Origin of the sequence: Pantoea trifolii (assembly GCF_024506435.1) — a bacterium.
GTDB classification, from domain to species: domain Bacteria; phylum Pseudomonadota; class Gammaproteobacteria; order Enterobacterales; family Enterobacteriaceae; genus Pantoea; species Pantoea trifolii.
Map to the genome: position 1 here is coordinate 161,881 of NZ_JANIET010000001.1, position 20,399 is coordinate 182,279.

Annotated in this window: 13 protein-coding genes; 7 read left to right on the forward strand and 6 right to left on the reverse strand. The window is 57.5% G+C overall.

What is annotated here, in order from left to right:
• The first annotated feature begins 1 nt into the window (after position 1).
• Positions 2-1,006, forward strand: a complete 1,005-nt coding sequence (locus NQH49_RS00735; RefSeq protein WP_256698004.1) for a family 8 glycosyl hydrolase — start codon at positions 2-4, stop codon at positions 1,004-1,006.
• A 139-nt stretch (positions 1,007-1,145) separates the two neighbouring features.
• Here NQH49_RS00735 and bcsC read toward each other — a convergent pair whose 3' ends face one another.
• Genes bcsC through bcsR form a run of 5 tightly spaced genes read right to left on the reverse strand, consistent with a single transcriptional unit; the run spans position 1,146 to position 10,354 of the window.
• Positions 1,146-4,535, reverse strand: coding sequence for a cellulose synthase complex outer membrane protein BcsC (bcsC, locus tag NQH49_RS00740; protein WP_256698005.1), 3,390 nt, complete (start codon positions 4,533-4,535; stop codon positions 1,146-1,148).
• Positions 4,528-6,813, reverse strand: coding sequence for a cellulose biosynthesis cyclic di-GMP-binding regulatory protein BcsB (gene bcsB, locus NQH49_RS00745; RefSeq protein ID WP_256698006.1), 2,286 nt, complete (start codon positions 6,811-6,813; stop codon positions 4,528-4,530). The genes bcsC and bcsB overlap by 8 nt, the downstream gene beginning before the upstream one ends.
• A 15-nt stretch (positions 6,814-6,828) precedes the next feature.
• Entirely contained in the window at positions 6,829-9,432 is a 2,604-nt protein-coding gene (bcsA, locus tag NQH49_RS00750; RefSeq protein ID WP_256698007.1) for a UDP-forming cellulose synthase catalytic subunit, read from the reverse strand.
• The gene (gene bcsQ, locus NQH49_RS00755) at positions 9,429-10,160 is read right to left on the reverse strand and encodes a cellulose biosynthesis protein BcsQ (RefSeq protein ID WP_256698008.1); all 732 of its coding nucleotides are present in this window, start codon (positions 10,158-10,160) and stop codon (positions 9,429-9,431) included. The genes bcsA and bcsQ overlap by 4 nt, the downstream gene beginning before the upstream one ends.
• Positions 10,160-10,354, reverse strand: a complete 195-nt coding sequence (gene bcsR, locus NQH49_RS00760; protein WP_256698009.1) for a cellulose biosynthesis protein BcsR — start codon at positions 10,352-10,354, stop codon at positions 10,160-10,162. Before bcsR ends, bcsQ begins: the two co-directional genes overlap by 1 nt.
• Positions 10,355-10,549: 195 nt before the next feature.
• Between bcsR and bcsE the strand changes: the two genes are divergently transcribed.
• The 6 genes from bcsE (at position 10,550) to NQH49_RS00790 (ending at position 19,432) form a co-directional block, all read left to right on the forward strand.
• Positions 10,550-12,097 carry a cellulose biosynthesis protein BcsE gene (bcsE, locus tag NQH49_RS00765; RefSeq protein WP_256698011.1) on the forward strand — a complete coding sequence of 516 codons (1,548 nt, stop codon included), beginning with the start codon at positions 10,550-10,552 and terminating at the stop codon, positions 12,095-12,097.
• Entirely contained in the window at positions 12,097-12,285 is a 189-nt protein-coding gene (locus tag NQH49_RS00770; protein ID WP_008105667.1) for a cellulose biosynthesis protein BcsF, read from the forward strand. Before bcsE ends, NQH49_RS00770 begins: the two co-directional genes overlap by 1 nt.
• Entirely contained in the window at positions 12,278-13,909 is a 1,632-nt protein-coding gene (gene bcsG, locus NQH49_RS00775) for a cellulose biosynthesis protein BcsG (protein WP_256698012.1), read from the forward strand. Before NQH49_RS00770 ends, bcsG begins: the two co-directional genes overlap by 8 nt.
• A 247-nt stretch (positions 13,910-14,156) precedes the next feature.
• Positions 14,157-16,169, forward strand: a complete 2,013-nt coding sequence (gene hmsP / locus NQH49_RS00780) for a biofilm formation regulator HmsP (protein WP_256698013.1) — start codon at positions 14,157-14,159, stop codon at positions 16,167-16,169.
• Positions 16,170-16,397: 228 nt separating this feature from the next.
• A complete protein-coding gene (locus NQH49_RS00785) occupies positions 16,398-17,678 on the forward strand; it encodes a dicarboxylate/amino acid:cation symporter (protein ID WP_222185700.1) in 1,281 nt (426 codons plus the stop codon).
• 245 nt (positions 17,679-17,923) lie between these two features.
• Positions 17,924-19,432 carry a M16 family metallopeptidase gene (locus tag NQH49_RS00790; protein ID WP_256698014.1) on the forward strand — a complete coding sequence of 503 codons (1,509 nt, stop codon included), beginning with the start codon at positions 17,924-17,926 and terminating at the stop codon, positions 19,430-19,432.
• Positions 19,433-19,435: 3 nt separating this feature from the next.
• On the opposite strand, the gene NQH49_RS00795 is transcribed toward NQH49_RS00790, so the two are convergent.
• On the reverse strand, positions 19,436-20,308 hold the full coding sequence (locus NQH49_RS00795) for an alpha/beta hydrolase (RefSeq protein ID WP_008105727.1): 873 nt from the start codon (positions 20,306-20,308) through the stop codon (positions 19,436-19,438).
• Positions 20,309-20,399 lie beyond the last annotated feature (91 nt).

Here is a 20,399-nt window from a genome sequence, read left to right on the forward strand (position 1 = left end):
AATGAGAGTAATGCGGTTCTGGCGTCAATGGATGCTGTGTTTCATGGTGATGTTTTTTAGCGCGCAGGCAGCCGCAGATGGCTGGAGTACCTACAAAAGCCGCTTTATGGGCAGCGATGGCCGTATCAGCGATACGGCAAACAACAACGTCAGCCATACCGAAGGTCAGGGTTACGGCATGCTGCTGGCGGTGGCGCATGACGATCGCACCACCTTCGATCTGCTGTGGCAGTGGACGCGCACCCATCTGCGCAATCCGCAAAACGATCTGTTCTACTGGCGCTACACGCCGGGTGCGGCCAATCCGATTGCCGACAAAAACAACGCGTCCGATGGTGATGTACTGATTGCCTGGGCGCTGCAGCGTGCGGCGCAGAAGTGGGGCGGCGATTACCAGCAAGCGTCTGACCGCATTCAGCGTGCGATCGTGAAGGTGAATGTGATCAGCTACGGCGGACATAAAGTGATGCTGCCGGGAGCGCAGGGTTTCAACAAAACCAGCTATGTGGTGCTCAATCCGTCCTATTTCCTGTTCGAGGCCTGGCGCGAGTTTGCCGAGCACAGCCATCTGCGCATCTGGAATGAGCTGATTGATGACGGCATGGATTTGCTGGGCGATATGCACTTCGGTAAAACCGGCCTGCCGCTGGATTGGGTGGCGCTGAATGCCGATGGTTCAGTGGCACCGGCGATCGGCTATTCCAACCGCTTCAGCTATGACGCGATCCGTATTCCGCTGAATATCTGGTGGTACGATCCACAAAGCTTGCGTCTGGTGCCGTTCCAGCGCGTCTGGCAAGGTTCGGCGCGCATGACTACGCCCGCTTGGTATGATGTGTTGGGCAACACACCAGCGCCGTACAACATGGAAGGGGGATTGATTGCGGTTCGCGATTTGACGCTGGGTCAAACCGGTTACCTTAATGACCGTTTAGCGCCGGATCAAAACTACTTCTCCGCCAGTCTGCAACTGCTGACCTGGATGGCGTATCAGGAAAAGCGGTAAGTCTCGTCTTTGGCCAGGTCGCCATGAATGGCGACCCTACAAAACCTGCAACTCATCCGCGTGGTCGCCATAAATGGCGACCCTACAAAACCTGCAACTTACCCGTAGGGTCGCCATTTATGGCGACCTCCATTAATACCTATTTAAAATCCGCATACGGCGTCAGCGGTTGTGGTGGCATATCCATATCGCCGTTCCAGCCGGACATGGAGTAGCGCATGAAAATCAAACCGTGGCTTGGGGTGTAATCCTTCGCCTGTTGAATATCCATCGCCAATCCCACCGACCAGTGCGGCGTAATGCGTCGCTCCACCAACGCCTGCAGCGTGTAGCCAAAACCGGTACCCGAGCTGCTGTCTGAGGTAGGATTTGACGCCAGCGTGAAGTCCGGATTGACCGGATAGCGCTGCTGTCCATCGGTATGCGATTGTGACCAGGAAACCGAGCCGCCGAGATCAAATGACCAGTTTTCCGTGCGCTGGCGATAGGTCACCGGTACCGACAGCGAGAAATATTGCTGCGGGCTGTAATAGCCGCCCTGGCCGAAGGTGTAGTCGCTGAGATCCTTTTGGTAATGCCACAGCATGCTGTTCAGGCCAACGGTGGCGCGGCGATTATCTTCATTAATCAGCTTGTAGTAATAGCCTGCCATCAGGCGTTCGCGGCTATTATCCGCGACGTTATCACCGCTGAGTTGATGCGCACTGATATCGGCCCACACGCCATGCGCGCCGCCCTGATCGTAACTCAGCCCGAGCGAGCCGCCGGTTGCGACTACGCCGCCCCAGGTTTTGCCGCCGTTCGCAGCGGGATCGCGTGCGCCTGCGTACGCCAGCAGCGAACTGGAGATCGGTCGGCGTGATGCGGTGAACGTCAGGCCAATGTCTTTGACGTCGGTTTTCCAGCTGACGCCGCCGACCCAGTTGCGGGTCTCGAAGCCGAGCGGCGTAGTGCCGATATCCGCCGACCATATATCGTTATGCCAGCCCACGCCCAGCGCGGTTCCTTCATCGCGCTGGTTAAAGTCGCGGCTGCATCCGCCAGAATTGTCATCATTACAGCTGCCGAATTGCTCGCTGTGGCTGCCGTTGGTGGTGGAGAAGGTGCCGGCTGAAACCAGCACATGATCCACGCGCACAAAGCTGCGGCCATCAGCCAGCGGCGTTTCTGCCTGCATCATGGTGGTATGCGCGGTGAAATCGGAGGTGCCGCCGTTGCCTTTGTTGCGCGAGTAATCCTGCTCCAGTGTGAACGTGGTGTCCTGCTGGCGATACAGATCGCTGGCGTCGCTGCGGATGCTGCGTTTCAGCCAGTCATCCTGCGCCTGATTGCGGGTTAACGCCGTATAGCGATCGTTATCCTGTGGCACATCCGGGCTGATGCCGCTTGCGGCCATCGCCAGCTGATAATCCTGCTGCGCTTGTGTGGGCTGTTGCAACTGCGTGTCCAGCCGCGCTGCATCGCGATACACCAGCGCTTTTTCCTGCGACGGTGCCAGTTTCGTCGCGCGGGTTTTCAGCTCAGCAAACATCTGTTGGGCACGATCGGCATCGCCACTGTTTTGCCAGGCGATCGCCACGCGTCGCCCGCTGTTGACGCTTTGCTGCGCTACGCTCGGCGGCAAGGTTTGTAACGCGCGCTGCGCTTCCGCAGGTCGTTTCAACGCGATCAAGGCTTCGATGCGACCCAGCGCCGCATCGCCGTTTTTACTGTCTTGCTGCAGCACCTTTTGATAGCTCGCCAGCGCGCTACGGGCATCGCCGCGCTCCAGCGCCCAATCGGCCAGCGTGATATCGCGGCGGATGGAAGCGGGTTGCTGTTTTAGCAGCGCAATCGCCGCCGTTTCATCGCCGCGCGTGCGTAAATCACCGGCGCGGGTAAACACTTTGTCCTGCTCGAGACGATCGGCCAGCTCATGCATGTTGCTGTCCCAGCGCGAAGTGGGCAAGCGATGCAAAGTCGCCAGCGCCGCGTCATCGCGGTCGCCGGAAGCCAGCCACAGCGCCGACGCATACAGCGCGGCGGGTTCCTGAGGATGCTGGCGCACCATCGCATCCATCACCTGCGCGCCCTGGGTTTCTTCGCCGCCGTTGCGCAGCGCGCCAGCCAGTCGATAGGCCAGCCAGATATCATCAGGACTCGCCTGCGCCGCCTGGCGATATTTCTCCGCCGCCTGATGCCATTGACCTTGCTGCGCCAGCGTATCGGCTTCGGCCATCAGCGCATCGGTACGCAGCTGTAGCAGACGACTTTTTGCTGTGCTATTGCTGCGATCCCGCCGCAGCGCCTGCTGCCAAAAACTTTCTGCCTGCGCGGCGTTCTTGCGCGCCAGCGCCGCATCACCCAGGCCAATCAGCGCCCAGCTATCGCGATTATCCAGCGCCTGCGCGCTGCGGTAATAACGCTCCGCCGCTGCGATATCGCCTTTTTTCAGCGCCGCATCACCATTGTTGATCGCCAGCCAGTAGCGGTTGGTTTGCAACAGAGACTGCCACTTGCCGATCTGCGTGCTTGCCTGGCCGGCCTGAATCGCTTTCTCCAGCCAGCTAATGGCGGCGGCGCGATTGTTGGCTCGCGCCTGCGCCTGGCCCATCGCGCCCATCAGTTCGGCATCGTTAGGATGGGCTTTTAAGGCGGCATTGAGTGTGGCAATCGCATTTGCGCCGCCTCCGGCATCGACCAGCGCCAAACCACGCATGCGCTGGCGATACGCGGGATCGGCGAGCAGTTTTTGCTGACGTGCCAGCTCTTGCTGACCGCGCTGCTGAGCATCGCCTTCGGTGAAGGTTTGCAGATATTGCTGCAGGCTGGCGACGCTACGTTCGCTCACCGGCTGATTCTGGATCTGCTGCAACCACAGCTCGGAAGCGGCATCGCGCCCGCCGTTGCGGTTGGCGAGACGACGCAGCTGCGTGAAGGCTTCGCCCGGCTGATTGTTATCAAACGCCATGCGCGCCAGCTGCAGCTCAACGCCGATGTTGCCGGGATAGCGCTGCTCCAGCGCCTGCAGCTGTTGATACGCTTGCGGCTGCTGGCCGGGTAAACGCGCCACCAACCGCCAATACTCCAGCTCGGTATTCACATCGGGGAACACGCCGTGGAACAGCGCGTCCCACGCGGCTTTGGCTTCGGCGACGTGTCCGGCGGTGGCCAGCAAGCGCGCCTGCTGTAACTGCTGACGACCTTCCGCAGTCACCAGACGCAATCCGGCTGCCGATTCGCGCGTGGCGGCAGCATTCGGTGCCACGCGCTTCAGTTCATCCAGCAGTTTTTGCGCTTTGGCCTGATCGCCCTGACGCAATGCCATGCGGATTTGCGCCGCCAGCACCTGCGGATTATCAGGATCGATTTTTTCCAGCCGATAGAGCGATTGCTGCACCAGATCGAGTTTGTTGGTCGATTCGCCGGTGCGAATCTGCATCAGCAGCCACTCGACCGGCGAAACCTGTGGACCGATCGGGGCGGCAGCCGAACCGGCTAACGCCCCGAGCGTGCTGCCAATCAGCAATCCAAGCTGCAGTTTATTCATCGTCATCCAGCTCGGCCAGACGGCGACGGCTCACCATGCGCATTAAACGCCACGCCATCAGCGCAAACAGAATCACCACCACAACCGCGCAAATCGCCAGCCACACCGGATGCGTTGCCAGCAGATTCCACAGACGTTCCCACCACGGCAGGTGACCCACGTAATAGGTTTCGCCGACACGAATGCTATTCACGCCTGACTCACGGATCACCGCAGCGGAACCGAACACCGCCGCGCGTTTGCCGCTGTCGAGCAATGCATTATTCAGCAATTCCCAGCCGCGTGGGCTGTCGGCCAGCAGCGCCACGACGCTGCGTTGATCGTTAAACGGTGACTGAAAGCCAACAATCGCGCCCATCGGCCCGCTTGAGCTGATGGTGGTTTGGCTTTCCGCAGCGCGTTCACTGTCAGAAATCGGCACGTTGGCCGCCGCATTGCTGCGTGCAGGCATGCTGATCCAGCTGCGTGCGGCATCGGCCAGCAGCGGGATCTTGGTGTCGTCCTGCAGATCCGGCGGAATGCCGCCGATCATCAACATATCCGCATCCGCTGATTTCGCTTTGCTCCAGTCATCGCTCATCTGCACGCGCAGCGCAGGATAACCGGTTTGCGCGCCGATGCTGCCGAGCGCATTGAGCAGCGTGCTGACTTCGTCATTGCTCGGTTTAGGCTGCACCAGCACCAGCGTTTGCGCCAGATCGGCGTAGCGGCTATACGGGAAACCGGCGTTGGCGAACGCACCCAGCGACGGCATTTCGATGTAATGACGATAGCCGGAGAAATCGATGCTCGAGGTATCGTCGATCACCACGTGATGTCCGACGGCGGTGACGGTTTCGCAGCGGCCATCGGCGGTGCCACCGATAAAGGTGTTGGCGTAATCAAAGTTAAAGCGCAGCTGATTCACCACACCGAGGCGCAGCGCCGGAATGGTCAACTGGCGATTGCTGTCCTGCAAACCCTGCATCAGCGGAATGCGCATCAGCTGCTGACCGGCGGTATCTTTCGGCGTCAGCGGATAATCCTGCATGAACTGATTGTTGAGATGCACCGCGAGGCGCGATCCATCCTGCTGAATCGGCGAGGTGTAGCGGTAGCGCAGTTCCATATCGATACCGCGCGCGCGCACCAGGAACAGATCCGGTGGCAGATTCAGCGTCAGGCTGATCGGATTCGGCTGTAAGCCGTCGCCCTGTAGCTGATTTTGATACTGCGTCAGCTCGGCAAAGGTAGTGCGGCGATCGGTGCGCACCCAGTTCGGTGCATCGTACGCCTGGCGCGCGGCCAGCAGTTTTACGCTGTCGATGGTTGAGGTATCGCCGCGCAGCAGCAGCTGACCTTGTGCAATCCCTTCCACCGCAGTTAACAGATCCTGATCGTCGCGACCCAGAATCAGCAGCATCTTCTCGTACGGATTGTCCGGCTGATTCACCATCTTCACCGTCGGTTTCTCCACCGGCGGCAGGTCTTTCAGGAAGTCGGGACGATGATCGTTGGTGGCAAACACCACCGCATGTTGCTCTTTGGGCAGCTGGTTATACAGCACTGGGAAAGATTGTCCGCGCCACTGTGCTTTGCTGCCAAACCATGAAGCCAGAATCCCGGCCGCACGCTGTTGCAGCAAATTCGGCTGGGCGTTAAAGACCATCGGCAGCTGCAGCGGGCGGCTGTCGCGCGTATCAAAGAACGGCTCCGGGAAATGCGACAGATCGTTCTTTAACGGCAGCTTTTGCAGCGTCAAATCGAGTTTGCTGGCTTTGCCGATATCCAGCCAGATGGTGCTGTTGGCCGGGTTTTCACACACGTTGGCGTAGTGACCAACCAGCTCAAGGCGCACGCGGTTGAAGTCGCTGATAAAGCGCGGATCGATAGGGATCTGCGTTTGATTCTCTTTGCCAAGCTGATCGGCGGTGACGGTCACCAATCCCACCAATTCATCGTTGAGATAGACCTTAAGCTGCGACAGCGTGGGAATCAGCGCTGGCGACGGACGATAGCTCAGATTCAGCAGCGCACGCGTCACCACTTCATCGCTGCGCACGCCAAACTCAATCTGGCTGCTCGGTTCGGTTCCGCGCAGCGTCATGCTGCCGGGCGGTGGGGCGACCTGATTGAACACCAGCTGGCTGTCACGCAGCGGCGCGTTGGCGTCGACCAATGCGTTCACCTCCGGTAACGGCTGCGGCGCATTGAGGGCGCCAGAGGTCTGTGGCGCGGCCTGCACCACAGCTACGCAGCCCAGCATCAGGGCGGTGAACCAACTCAGTTTTTTCGTCATGGTCATATCATCAACTTAAGTAAAATCGGTTTTGATCGTCGCGGGCTGGCGGTCAATACGCTGCGGCAGCAATGTCGCCAGCCAGCTCACCAATGCGGTGAGGCCACGGAATACACGGCGCAGCGGCGCAGGGCCATACTCGGCCAGACGCAGATAGCCTTTAAAACCCAGCACCATAATGTCGGCCAGACTTTGCACCGGTTTGTCTTCCGGGAAACCGTCCTGCCACAGCGCCCAGGTATCGGCGCGAGCGAAAGTGCACTGAATAAATTCAATGTGTTGGCGCGTGCTGAGTTGATGCAAACGAATGCCGGCGCGACGGCCAAACACGCGCTGCACCTGACACGGGAAGCTGAACTCTTGCTGACCACGGCGCAGCAGCAGCGACACGGTTTCGTCCTCTTTCAGCGCATCGGCTTCACGCAGCTCAACGCCCACGCCGCCATCGGAATAGTCGCGCAGCGTGCACGGCACCATGTGTCCATCCTCACGCGCGATGGCGGCGGGCATGGCGATTTCCACACGATGCGCTTCGCGGATTTGGCGCGCTTCAACCGACACCGCCACCGCGCCGCCGAGGATAATCATGTTATAAATCACCCACACCAGGCTGACCCAAATGGTGAGCATTTCGTTGGCCGGACCGTACGCCATGCGCCAGAAGGCCATACCGATACCGGCGATATTCAGCAGCACCAGCATCATGTACGGTTTGGTAATCACCCAATCGAGATGACGCTCGGCCACCAATCCGCCTTTGGCGGTCACGTTGAACTTGCCTTTGTGCGGATTGAACAGCGCCACCGTGGTTGGCCGCGCGATGTACCACGCCAGCACGGTTTCATACACTTCGCTCCAGAATGAATGTCGCCAGCGGCCCTGAATGCGCGAGTTGGTCAAACTGGTGTGCAGCATGTGCGGCAGCACGTAGATGGCGATCGCCAGCGCGGGCGCGTAGATGATGTAGGCGTGGAACAGCAGAAACGCCAGCGGTGCCAGCAGGAAGATCAGGCGCGGAATCCCGGCGAGAAAGTGCAGCATGGCGTTGGCGTAACACAGGCGCTGCACCAGCTTTAACCCTTTGCCAAACAGCGGGTTATCGAGGCGGAAAATCTGCACCATGCCGCGCGCCCAGCGGATGCGCTGGCCGATATGCGCCGATAAACTCTCGGTGGCCAGACCGGCAGCCTGTGGAATACGGATATACGCCGAGGTGTAACCCTGACGATGCAGGCGCAGCGAGGTGTGTGCATCTTCGGTGACGGTTTCTACCGCAATGCCGCCAATCTGATCCAGCGCGGTACGGCGCAATACGGCGCAGGAGCCGCAGAAGAACGCTGCATCCCAGGTATCGTTGCCATCCTGCACCAAACCGTAAAACAGCGAACCTTCGTTCGGCGTCTGGCGGAAGCGGCCGAGGTTACGTTCGAACGGATCGGGCGAGAAGAAATGGTGTGGTGTTTGCAACATCGCCAGCCGATGATCTTTCAGGAACCAGCCCATCGTCAGCTGCAGGAATGAGCGCGTCGGCACATGGTCGCAGTCGAAAATTGCCACATATTCGCTGCGGCATACGGCTTTCAACGCATGGTTGATGTTGCCCGCTTTGGCATGTTCGTGAGTCGGGCGCACCACGTAATTGACGCCAACGCTGGCGGCAAACTCGCGGAACTCTTCGCGCGTGCCGTCATCCAGCAGGTAGATATTCAGTTTGTCCTGCGGCCAGTCGATGCCCATCGCCGCGTAGATGGTCGGTTTCACCACGCTGAGCGGTTCGTTGTAGGTCGGCACCAGAATATCGACGCTCGGCCACGAGGTAATGTCCGGCGGCATCGAAACCGGCTGACGATTGAGCGGCCACAACGTCTGGAAATAACCCAGCACCAATACCGCCCACGCATAGGTTTCGGCACCAATCAGCAGCAGACCAAACGTCAGGCTGAGCGGATCGTCCCAGTTGAGGGTTTCGGTATAGCGCCACCACAGATAACGGCAGGAAATCGTCAGCGATAACACGATCAACATGATGGTGGACAAGCGTCCCGGCACGCGCCGCACCAGCATCGCCAATCCCCACAACAGCAGCACGAAGACAAACTGCGTGGTGATGCCGAACGGTTGCGAAATGCACAGCAGCGCCAGCAGGCTGGCAACAATCGCCGCCACGATAAACAGCAGCTGGCGCAACCACGCGGGCATCGCCTGAATACGTTGTTCGCTGCGCTGAGCGAAACGGTTATGTTCCAGCCGTGCCGGCAGCGCGCCGAGCCATTGATACAGGCGTTCACGCCAGCGAAACAGCGGCTTGACGCTAAAACTTTTACGCGTGCGCTTGTCGAGCGGCAAGACCAGCATCAGCCACAGGCTTTGCAGCGCATAGCGCAGCGGGTCAAGCGGTCGCGGGCGCAGCGGCGAAATTTGCGGATAGTAACGCTGACGATGTTGCAGGATGCGCTGCCAGCCGGGAGTTTCCAGCCGCAGCAGCGACCACGCCAGCACGCACCACATCAGATGCAGTGCGATGGTGAAGCGGCCCGCGCCATACTGATGCGCCAGTTGAGCGCGGCGTTGCAGCGCCTGATACGCTTGCGGCATCAGCAGCCAGCGTAATGGATTCACGCCGCGCCTCCCGCCACATGCAGCAGCAGCCAGTTGGCCAGCGTGTTGATCTCTTCACTGGCCAGCGCATGCGGCCGATATTCGCCTACCGGCTGTTTCATCATCAGCGCTTCCGCCAGCGCTTCATCGCGGTGGATGACCTGAGGAACCAGGTTTTTCAGCGAGCTGATCCACAGCTGATGCAGATCCTGCTGCAGCTGGCTGTTGGCGTTGAACTGGTTGATCAGGAACAGCGTGTGCGCAGGAAAACGCGCGTGATGCAGACGCAACTGGCAGTTGGCATCCAGCGTTAGCACCTGTAGCAGACGATCGGCTGCGGCAACGAATGATCGCTGCCACGGCAACAGATCCGCTGGGATGTCGAAAATAATCCAGTCGTAGTGTGATTTCAGGGCCGGTAACGCATTTAGCAGCGGTGCGGCAAATTCTGAGTTGATAGTAGTGATGTGAGCGCGCTGTTGCGGCGTGAGTGCGCCAAACGGCAGAAAATCCAGCCCCGCTTGATAGCGCTGGGCGCACTGCTGCCACGCTTGCTGTTCGTGCAGCGCAGGTGCCCAACCCTGAGTGTGGCTGAGCGACAGATTAAAGTGGGCAGCCAGTTGATTTACCGGGGAAAAGTCGATAACCAGTACCGATTGCTGCAGCGCGTTAAACGCCCAGCCGAGCGCGGCGCTCAGCGAAGTGGCGCCACAGCCGCCACGCAATCCTTGTAATGCTATAACAGGCATTAACGTTCTGACTCCTGTGCCGCGCTTATTTCACGCAGCAATGGCCAGCGCGTCATAATGGTATTAAGTCGCGCTTCGCGGGCAATATCAATGTAGCGAAATGCCTTAAGGGAAAAGGCATCACTCAAAGCGTTGATGTCATCGTGCTCTTCGCTGCTAGCAGCATTCAGCGAAAATGCATTTTCTGTTTTCATTATTTTTTTGCCACCGAAAAATCGACAACGGATGAATTGTGATTCTATTTTTTGTAAAGTTTAAACCTGAAGTAAAGACAAATGCTATCCGCAGATCAATGTGATTTGCACTAAGGGGCTATTTTTTATTTCACCGGTTCCAATTGTGGCTGTGTGGATTAAACTAGCCTGGATTGTATCGATCGCGAATAAAATATGAAAAATCATTATGCGCTTGGCCTGCAGCAGATTCAGCAGGAATTAAATACTCTGCAGAATCCAGGGTTTTACTGGATTACTAGCCAGCGTCAGGAAGATGCAGGAATGCTTTTGCGTCAGGTGGTTAGCCAGCAAAAGGCGGCGACACTGATCAGTTCTGACGAGAAACCGCAGGCGCTGCTGACGCCCGATCCCATCGGGGGTCCGGCGCGTATGCCGTTATTTTCCTTACCAGCAAATAAAAGCAGCTTACAGCAACTGGAGAGTGATTTTTCCCGCGTGCTGAATAGCCGCAGTGGACTGGTGATTTTTTATAGTAATGCCGCGTTGTGGGGAAAACTATCACCCGATGAATTGGCCATTTGGCTTAAGCGCATGCGTCGATTGATAACTAAAAAACAAATCACGCTGTTAATGATCACCTCCGGCACGTCAATAATTCACTTACGTCATCATCTGCAAGCTTATTTTCGTCAGCTTGATGGTCTCGCGCATTTAGATTTTCAGCAGGACAGTTGGCAATATCGAATTAACTGGTGGTCTGCAGCAGATAAATTGCTGGCCGATCGTGCGATCCGTTTGATTTGCGGTGATAATCAATTTATTGCCGTAAATGACGCAGAAAAAAATATTCCATTAAGCCGCAATGATGAAAACCAATTCCTTGCGCAAGAGGGTGTGCTGGAAGGCGCACCGCCACTTTCTGTGCAGTGGCAATTATTTAGTGACAATGAAAGCGTGTTCTCACGTGCTCAGCAGGCAAATGCGGCAACCGTCATCTTTAGCCTGGTCCATAACCAAGACATTAATTCTTTAGCAACCATGGTCCATAGTCTGCGCCGTTCACGTGGTAGCGCGCTTAAGATTGTGGTGCGCGAAATCAGTACCACGCTGCGCTACAGTGATGAGCGTTTGCTGCTGGCCTGCGGCGTGAATGCCATCGTGCCGACGGCGGCCAGCTTGTCGCGTTTTCTTACCATGCTGGAAGGGATTCAGGGGCAACAGTTCTCGCGCCATGTGCCTGCCAATCTCAATGCACTGATGCAGGCGTTGCAGCCCTTGCAGCAGAAAGGCTATTTACCGCTGGACGCGTTTTGCGCGGCGGTGCAGCAGCTAATGGCCAACACGTTGCTGCCGGAAAATGACAAAGGTTTGCTGGTGGCGCTGCGCGCGGTGCCGCAGCTGAAACCCGAACAGATTCTGACGCTGTGTAAACCGCGCCGCTTTGGCGATTTGGTGACGCTGGTGAATGACCGCATTTATCTGTTCCTCTCTTCGTGCCGCTTCAACGATTTGGATATCGCGCTTAAATCAATCTTCTCCTTGCCGCATGACGAGCTGTTTAGCAATCGCATCGTCTGGTTTGAAGATAATCAGATCGTGTCGGAGGCGGACAAAATTCGTCAGCTGACATCGGTGATACAGCGCGACAGACAAGCCGCGCCGCTGGCCGCTGTGCCCGTCGCTGCGCAGGCCGATGTGCCTGAGCGCGGAGCACAAACGCCGCAGCCGATCACCCTCAACCTCGATGGAGCAAGCCACTAATGACACTGATGGATTGGGTGCAGGTGGCGATCCTGCTGTTACTGATTTTACTGTTCCTGAGATCACTGTTTGGGCGCGGGCTCACGCGCAGCGGCACCAATCCGCTGCTGCGTTTGCTGCCGACGCGCGCATTGAAATCAGAAGGACAGTGGCAACGCAAAACCAATAAAACGGATAAACATGAATAACAGATTCACGATGCACGGTTCGTGGTGGCGCGGCCTCGGTGGCTGGAACTTTTACTTCCTGATTAAATTTGCGCTGCTGTGGTACGGCTACCTCAATTTCCACGCGCTGAGTAATCTGGTGTTTCTGGCGTGGCTGCTGTTCCCGCTGCCGAGCGCGCGGCTGCATCGTCTGCGTCAGTGGATTTCGCTGCCAATTGGCATTGCGCTGTTCTGGCACGATACCTGGCTGCCGGGACTCAGCTCGATCATGAGCCAGGGCAGTCAGCTGGCGGGCTTCTCGCCCAGTTACATGCTCGACCTTGCCAATCGCTTTATCAACTGGGAGATGATTGGCGCGGCCTTTGTGCTGCTGGTGCTGTATCTGTTTGTCGCGCAGTGGATTCGCGTCACCGTGCTGGTGTCGCTGATGCTGATCTGGCTCAACGTGCTGACGATTGCCGGACCGGCAATGAATTTACTGCCAAGCAGCGCCGCTACGCCGACGGTGAAGCTCAACGATACGCCAGCGGCGAAAGCACCAGATGGCCTCGATCAATCCGCGCCGCCAACCAGCGCCAATCTTACCGCGTGGCTTAACCGTTTTTACGACGCCGAGCGCCAGCGTTCAACGCACTTCCCGGACGCATTGCCTGCCGATTCGCAGCCGTTCGATATTCTGGTGATCAATATCTGTTCGCTGTCATGGTCGGATTTGAATGTCGCGCAGTTGCGCAATCATCCGCTGTGGCAGCACTTCGATATTCTGCTCAACAACTACAACTCCGCCACCGGTTACAGCGGCCCGGCGGGGATTCGTCTGCTGCGTGCCAGCTGCGGCCAGAGCTCGCACAGCGATCTGTACAAAGCAACCGATCAGCGCTGTTATCTGTTCGATAATCTGGCCAAGCTGGGCTTTAAACAGCAGTTGATGATGGATCACACCGGCGTGTTTGGTAACTATCTCAAAGAGCTGCGCGAAGAGGGCAATCTGCAGGCGCCGTTGATGTCGCAGGCGGGCATCGCGCCGGAGGTGACGTCGTTTGATGGCTCTCCGGTATTCAATGATGCGCAGTTGATGCAGCGCTGGCTCGACGACCGCACCAAGAGCAGCGATGCGCGCTCCGCCACCTTCTATAACCTGATTCCGCTGCACGACGGTACGCGTGAACTCGGCAGCACGCGCAGCGCAGACTGGCAGCCGCGCGCCAAAGTGCTGTTTGATCAGCTCGATGCTTTCCTGACTAATCTGGAGAAATCGGGTCGCCGCGTGATGGTGCTGGTGGTGCCGGAACACGGCGCAGCGCTGCAGGGTGACAAGATGCAGATGTCGGGATTGCGTGACATCCCAAGTCCGGATATCACCCATGTGCCGGTCGGCATTAAGTTTGTTGGCATGAAAGCACCGCATCAAGGCCAGCCGCTCAGCGTGGAGACGCCAACCAGCCTGATGGCGATTTCGGAAATCGTGTCGCGCGTGGTGGATGGTCAGGTGTTTAACGCGCCGAACGTCAATATGTCGGTGATGACCGATAATCTGCCGCAGACGCCGGTGGTGTCCGAGAACGATAATGCGGTGGTGATGATGTATCAGGGCAAACCGTGGATCCGCCTGAACGGCGGCGATTGGGTGCCATATCCGCAGTAATCCGGAACGAGGATGAACCAGGTCGCCATAAATGACGACCCTACAGGTTTTATATCGTAGGGGCGCCATTTATGGCGACCTGGCATGCATTTACTCACGCCAAAACCTGCATAATTCCGAATCACTTCATAAATAACCCAACTTACCGATTTTTCGCCTTTATCCCGGCGAAAAAAACGCGTGACCTGGGATATACTCGCTGCGAATTTCATCTCATTACACGCCTGTGTGGCCTGGAGAAGTTTTGTTGCGCGTCAGTCGTTCTCTAACGATAAAGCAGATGGCGACGGTTTCTGCCGTGGCGATGGTGACCATCTGCATCTTTATTGTCATCCAGCTCTTTCACTTTGTGCAGCAGCGCAGGATTGACTACGCCCAGCAAATGGAAAATGTGGCGCACACCGTGCGTCAGCCGCTCTCCGAAGCGGTACTTAAAGCCGATATCCCGCAAGCCGAACGCATCCTCAATACGCTAAAACCGGCCGGTATTTTATCGCGTGCCGATGTGGTGTTGCCGAATGCCTTCCAGGCGCTGCACGCTGATTTCGCGCCGGAAAAACCGGTGCCGCGCTGGGTCGCGCGCCTGTTTGAACTGCCGGTACAAATCACGCTGCCGCTCTATTCGGTGGAGCGATCGGGCTTGCCGAAGCCGATTGCCTATCTGGTGTTGCAGGCCGACTCCTCGCGCGTTTATCAGTTCCTGCTCAGCACCTTATCGACCATGATCACCACCTATCTGTTGCTGGCGCTGATCCTCTCCATCGCCATCAGCTGGTGTATCAATCGGTTGATTGTGCATCCGCTGCGCGACATTTCGCGTGATTTGCAGGAGCTGCCGCCGCAGGCGATTCTGACCCACAAAATGAAGCTGCCGCATAATCATCGTGATGATGAAATCGGTATGCTGATTCGCAGCTACAACCGCAATCAGCAGGTGCTGGAGTCGATTCACGACGAAATGAGTCGCATGACCACCCATTTCGCCGTGACGGATCTGCCCAATCGCGCGCTGTTCCTTGCGCTACTCGAACAGCACATCAGCCATCGCCACAATCGTCAGGCGTGGGGCTTGATGGTGATTCGAATTGAAACGCTGCAGGAAGCCAACGGCGTACTGAGCGATGAACAGCGCGATACGCTGATGCTGACGCTGGTGGAGAAGATTCGCAGCACCGTCGACGATCACTCGCTGCTGGCGCAAACCGGCCCCAGCGACTTTGCCTTGCTGATGAAGCGCGCGCACAATCCGTTCCGCGCCATGCGTTTAGCGCGCAACCTGATGATTCGCATCAATCAGCCGGTGAACCTGCAACAGCTGCAGCTGCGTCCGAATGCCAGCATCGGTCTGGCGCTGCACGAAGAGAACAGCATTTCGGCTAGCGAACAGCTTGATCGCGCGACTTCGGCGATGATGTCGGCGCGCCATCAGGGCAAAAACCAGATTCTGTTCTTCGACCCGGCGCTCACCGAGCGGGCGCAGAAGCGTTTAACGCAGGAGCACGACATCTTGCAAGGTTTACAGGACGAGCAGTTTGCCCTTTATCTGCAACCGCAAATCAATATGGAAACCGGCGGGCTGGCCGGTGCCGAAGCGCTGCTGCGCATGCGCATGCCGGATGGCAGCTACGGATTGTCAGAAGAGTTTATTGCCAGCGCCGAAGAGATTGGTGTGATTTCGGCCATTGGTCGCTGGGTGTTTGAGGAAGCCTGCCGCATTCTGGCCGGCTGGCAGAAGCAGGGCATTAATATCCCGCTCAGCGTCAATATCTCGGCGGTGCAGCTGCGTGATGCCAGTATGGTCAGCCATTTGCAGGGCTTGCTGGAGCGCCATCGCATTGCACCGGGCAACTTCGTACTGGAAATCACCGAAACCGCACAGATTGGCGATGCCGAGCAGGCGATTGCGCTGCTGCGCTTACTGCAGCAAACCGGCGTGGCAGTGGCGCTCGACGATTTCGGTATGGGCTACTCCAACCTCAACTATCTGCATCAGTTCAAAGCGCTGCCGGTGAATAAGCTGAAAATGGATCGCAGCTTTGTCGCCGCGCTGCCGGATGACGACACCATGGTGCGCATCGTGGCGGCGATTGCCGACATCATTCACCTCGACGTCATCGCCGAAGGTGTGGAAACCGCCGAGCAGCGCGACTGGCTGCTGGCGCGCGGAATTACTATAGGGCAAGGCTACTTATACGCTGAAGCGCTGCCGCTCCACGTCTTTAATCAACGCTGGCTCAATACCTCGCAACTCCCTGAATAATCACCTTGCTTATTGATTTTCCTTACAAAATTGTAGCGAAGCGCTGTGCTGAAGCGTTTCAGTTCATAGTTAGAGTTTTGTAACTTTTGTAAGGAATAGTAGGGGATATTAATCTTGTTAACAGGGTGTTATTTTCCTCGCCATCGGTAAGGTTTTACGCTTCTGGCGGCTTGCCGCATGCGTTCTCCACAACAATGGCGGTGCGAACCGTCTTACTGGACACCTGTTATGAAAATCTTAAAAAGCCTCTATTTTCAGGTACTGGTTGCCATCGGCATCGGCGTCCTGTTGGGCCACTTCTATCCTGAGTTAGGCGCGCAAATGAAGCCGCTTGGCGATGGTTTCGTTAAGTTGATCAAGATGATCATCGCCCCCGTGATTTTCTGTACGGTGGTGACCGGTATTGCCGGCATGGAGAGCATGAAAGCCGTTGGACGTACGGGCGCAGTGGCGCTGCTGTACTTTGAAGTGGTCAGCACCATCGCGCTGATCATCGGTTTGGTGGTAGTTAACGTGGTGCAGCCAGGCGCGGGCATGAACGTTGATCCGGCCACGCTGGATGCCAAAGCGGTCGCGGTTTACGCACAGCAGGCGGAGCAGCAAGGTGTGGTCGCCTTCCTGCTGGATGTGATTCCAAATAGCGTGATTGGTGCCTTCGCCAGCGGCAACATTCTGCAAGTGCTGCTGTTCGCTATTCTGTTCGGCTTCGCTCTGCATCGCCTCGGCAGCGCTGGCACCGTGATGTTCAACGTCATTGAGAGCTTCTCGAAAGTGATCTTCGGCGTGATCAACATGATTATGCGTCTCGCGCCAATCGGTGCCTTCGGGGCGATGGCCTTTACCATCGGTAAATATGGCGTCGGCTCGCTGGTGCAGCTGGGTCAGCTGATCATCTGCTTCTATATCACCTGCGTGCTGTTCGTGGTGGTGGTGTTGGGGCTGATTGCACGCTTCGCCGGCTTCAACATCTTTAAATTTGTCGCCTACATCAAAGAAGAGCTGCTGATTGTGCTCGGCACTTCCTCATCTGAATCGGCGCTGCCGCGCATGCTGGATAAGATGGAGAAGCTGGGCTGTAAGAAATCGGTGGTGGGCTTGGTGATTCCAACTGGCTACTCCTTCAACCTCGATGGCACCTCGATTTACCTCACCATGGCGGCGGTGTTTATCGCGCAGGCGACCAACGCGCATATGGATGTGTTCCACCAAATCACGCTGTTAGTGGTGCTGCTGCTCTCCTCAAAAGGCGCAGCGGGCGTAACCGGCAGTGGCTTTATCGTGCTGGCGGCCACCCTGTCAGCGGTGGGACATTTACCGGTTGCTGGTCTGGCGCTGATTCTCGGTATCGACCGGTTTATGTCCGAAGCGCGTGCGCTAACCAATCTGGTGGGTAACGGCGTAGCGACCATCGTGGTGGCGAAGTGGGTCGGACAACTGGATGAGAAACAACTGAATGCGACGCTTTCTGCAGGGAAAAAGGTGAATAACGCACCAGAAACCGCCGCATAGCCTGCTATTTGCGTTAATTTGCCGAGAAATGCCCGCTGTCGCTTGCCCTGACAGCGGGCATTTGCATAATAAACCCCATTGATTTTTTTCCCGATTTTTTGCCTCGTTGCGCGACATCCTGACCTTCTCGTGGTCAAAGAGTCTGTTATTAAATAAACGTGGCGGCAAAATGCCGCACCGGTCACCCCAGATGTGGCCGAACATGCCGCGCTAACGAGCGTTGATCTGTTTGAGTAGGGGTTCACATGCAGGGCACCAGAATTCGGCTTTTGGTTGGCGGATTGCTACTGGCAGCGTCCGGTTTTGGCGTGCACGCCGAGACGCTCCAACCCGATCCCGCCTGGCAGGAAGGCAAACTGGACAATGGTTTTAGCTGGCAGCTGCTGACCACACCACAACGTCCAAGCGATCGTATTGAACTGCGCCTGATTGTTAACACCGGTTCGCTGGTGGAGAGTGCGCAACAAACGGGCTATAGCCATCTTTTACCGCGTTTAGCGATGGTGCATAACGCCACGCTGGACACCAATCAGCAACGCGCGCTGTGGCAGCAAGCCATGGATCCGCAACGTCCGCTGCCGCCTGCCATCTCGTCGTACGATTACACCCAATACAACCTGAGCTTGCCGAATAACCGCCCTGATCTGCTGAAAGAAGCGCTCAGCTGGCTGGCGGCGACTGCCGGGAAAATGACAATCAATGAGCAAGTGGTGGCTACCGCGTTAACGGCCACCGATCCGATTGCCACCTGGCCCGCCAATACCCAGGACGTGTGGTGGCGCTATCGCCTGAAAGGCTCGGCGATGCTGGCGCACGATCCGGGCGAGCAACCGCGCGCGCCGGTGGATATCGCCCAGCTCAACAGCTTCTATCAGCAGTGGTACACGCCCGATGGCATGACGCTGTACGTGGTGGGTAACGTCGATAGCCGCAGTATGGCGGAGCAGATCAACAAAGCCTTCGCGCCGCTGAAAGGCAAGCGCGTGGCACCTGCCGCGCTACCGACGCTGTCACCGCTGCCGCATCAGCCGGTGAATCTGGTGAATGGCGGCATGAGTCAGGATCGCCTGTCGCTGGTGTGGGACACCGCATGGCAGCCGATTCGCGATTCGCAGAATTTGCAGCGCTACTGGCAGAGCGATTTAGCGCGTGAAGCGCTGTTCTGGCATGTGCAGCGGGCGCTGGCTGACAGCAAAGCGCAAAGCGTGCAGGTTGGTTTCGATTGCCGTGTGCTCTATCAACGCGCGCAGTGCTCGATCAACATGGACAGCCCGAACGCCTCTTTGCCGCAGAATATGAATCAGGTGGCGAAAGAGCTGGCGGCGGTGCGCGACAAAGGGTTACCGCAGGAGGAGTTTGATGCGCTGATGGCGCAGAAGCTGCTGGAGCTCAATAAGCTGTTTGCCACTTATGCCCGCACCGATACTGATATTCTGATGGGCCAGCGTCTGCGCTCGCAGCAAAATTCGGTCGTGGACATTGCGCCTGAGCAGTATCAAAAGCTGCGTCAGACGTTCCTCGGCGAGATGACGCGTGACCAGTTGAATCAGGAGCTGCGTCAGCAATTGTCGCAGGAACTGACCATGGTGCTGATTCAGCCGCAGGGTGAAGCCGAGACCAACGTGAAGATGCTGCAGGAAGGCTGGGATAAAGTGATGAAGCTACCGGTACCGCCAGCGGCTCCGGCTAGCCCGGAAGACGTGAAGCCGGATAGCAGCGCAGGCGCGGCGGAACAGACCGCGCCATCATCCTGATGATCAGGTCTTCGCTCTGAGCCATTCGGTGACGAGCATCGGCCAGCTTGCCAAAGGCAAATCCGCCACGCCACGGATACCAAATCCGTGGCCGCCTTTCTGGTAGAAGTGAATCTCCACCGGCACTTTGTGCTCACGTAGCGCGCTGAAGAACACCATGCTGTTGTTCACCGAAACCGACTCATCATCGGAGGCGTGAATCAGCAGCGTCGGAGGCGTTTGCGCATGCACGCGCGTTTCCATTGAGTAAGCATCAATCATTCTTTGATCCGGCCACGCGCCGAGCAAGCGGGTGCGCGCACCTTCATGCGCCAGACCTTCACGCATACTGATCACCGGATAAAGCAGCACCATCGCATCCGGGCGCGGCGTAAAGCTGTCGGCCTGATCCTGCACCGGATAGAGTTTCTCGCCAAAGCGCGTGCCGAGGCTGGCAGCAACGTGTCCGCCCGCCGAGAAGCCCATCATCACGATATATTTGCCGTTCAACCCGCGCTGCGCACGTTCACGCAGCACGCGCACCGCACGCTGCGCATCAGCCAGCGGCGCGTCTGGACCTTCATGGTGACCGTCATACGGCAGGCGATAGGTCATCACCGCCAGCGTGTAGCCCATTGACGTGAAGAAGGTGGCGAGCGCGCTGCCTTCACGGTCGATCAATACCCGCTGATAACCGCCGCCCGGCGCCACCAGCAGCGTGATGCCGTTGGAGGTTTCCGGATGCCAGATAGCAATCTCCGGGCAGCGCACGCCGGTGGCGGCGCGGTCATAAGGTTCGTACTCTTTGGCGAGATCGACGATCTGCGGCTGAGCGCGCGAATCGCTCGCGCCTGGCGCATCACCGTGTGGCCAGATGTTGATGATTTCTGTGTGCATAAGTCAGTCCTGAGCGAGTCATGTTGTCGTTATTTTTTTCGCGGCCGGAGTAACAGCGTCCTGCTGTTATTGATTAAAACATGGTCTCTTT

Excerpts from the sequence above, each read along its gene's own strand:
- bcsG (WP_256698012.1), top strand. The coding sequence starts at position 12,278 with ATGAATAACAGATTCACGATGCACGGTTCGTGGTGGCGCGGCCTCGGT.
- NQH49_RS00770 (WP_008105667.1), top strand. The coding sequence starts at position 12,097 with ATGACACTGATGGATTGGGTGCAGGTGGCGATCCTGCTGTTACTGATT.
- NQH49_RS00785 (WP_222185700.1), top strand. The coding sequence starts at position 16,398 with ATGAAAATCTTAAAAAGCCTCTATTTTCAGGTACTGGTTGCCATCGGC.
- bcsQ (WP_256698008.1), bottom strand. The coding sequence starts at position 10,160 with ATGCCTGTTATAGCATTACAAGGATTGCGTGGCGGCTGTGGCGCCACT.
- bcsC (WP_256698005.1), bottom strand. The coding sequence starts at position 4,535 with ATGAATAAACTGCAGCTTGGATTGCTGATTGGCAGCACGCTCGGGGCG.
- NQH49_RS00790 (WP_256698014.1), top strand. The coding sequence starts at position 17,924 with ATGCAGGGCACCAGAATTCGGCTTTTGGTTGGCGGATTGCTACTGGCA.
- bcsR (WP_256698009.1), bottom strand. The coding sequence starts at position 10,354 with ATGAAAACAGAAAATGCATTTTCGCTGAATGCTGCTAGCAGCGAAGAG.
- bcsE (WP_256698011.1), top strand. The coding sequence starts at position 10,550 with ATGAAAAATCATTATGCGCTTGGCCTGCAGCAGATTCAGCAGGAATTA.
- bcsB (WP_256698006.1), bottom strand. The coding sequence starts at position 6,813 with ATGACGAAAAAACTGAGTTGGTTCACCGCCCTGATGCTGGGCTGCGTA.
- NQH49_RS00735 (WP_256698004.1), top strand. The coding sequence starts at position 2 with ATGAGAGTAATGCGGTTCTGGCGTCAATGGATGCTGTGTTTCATGGTG.
- NQH49_RS00795 (WP_008105727.1), bottom strand. The coding sequence starts at position 20,308 with ATGCACACAGAAATCATCAACATCTGGCCACACGGTGATGCGCCAGGC.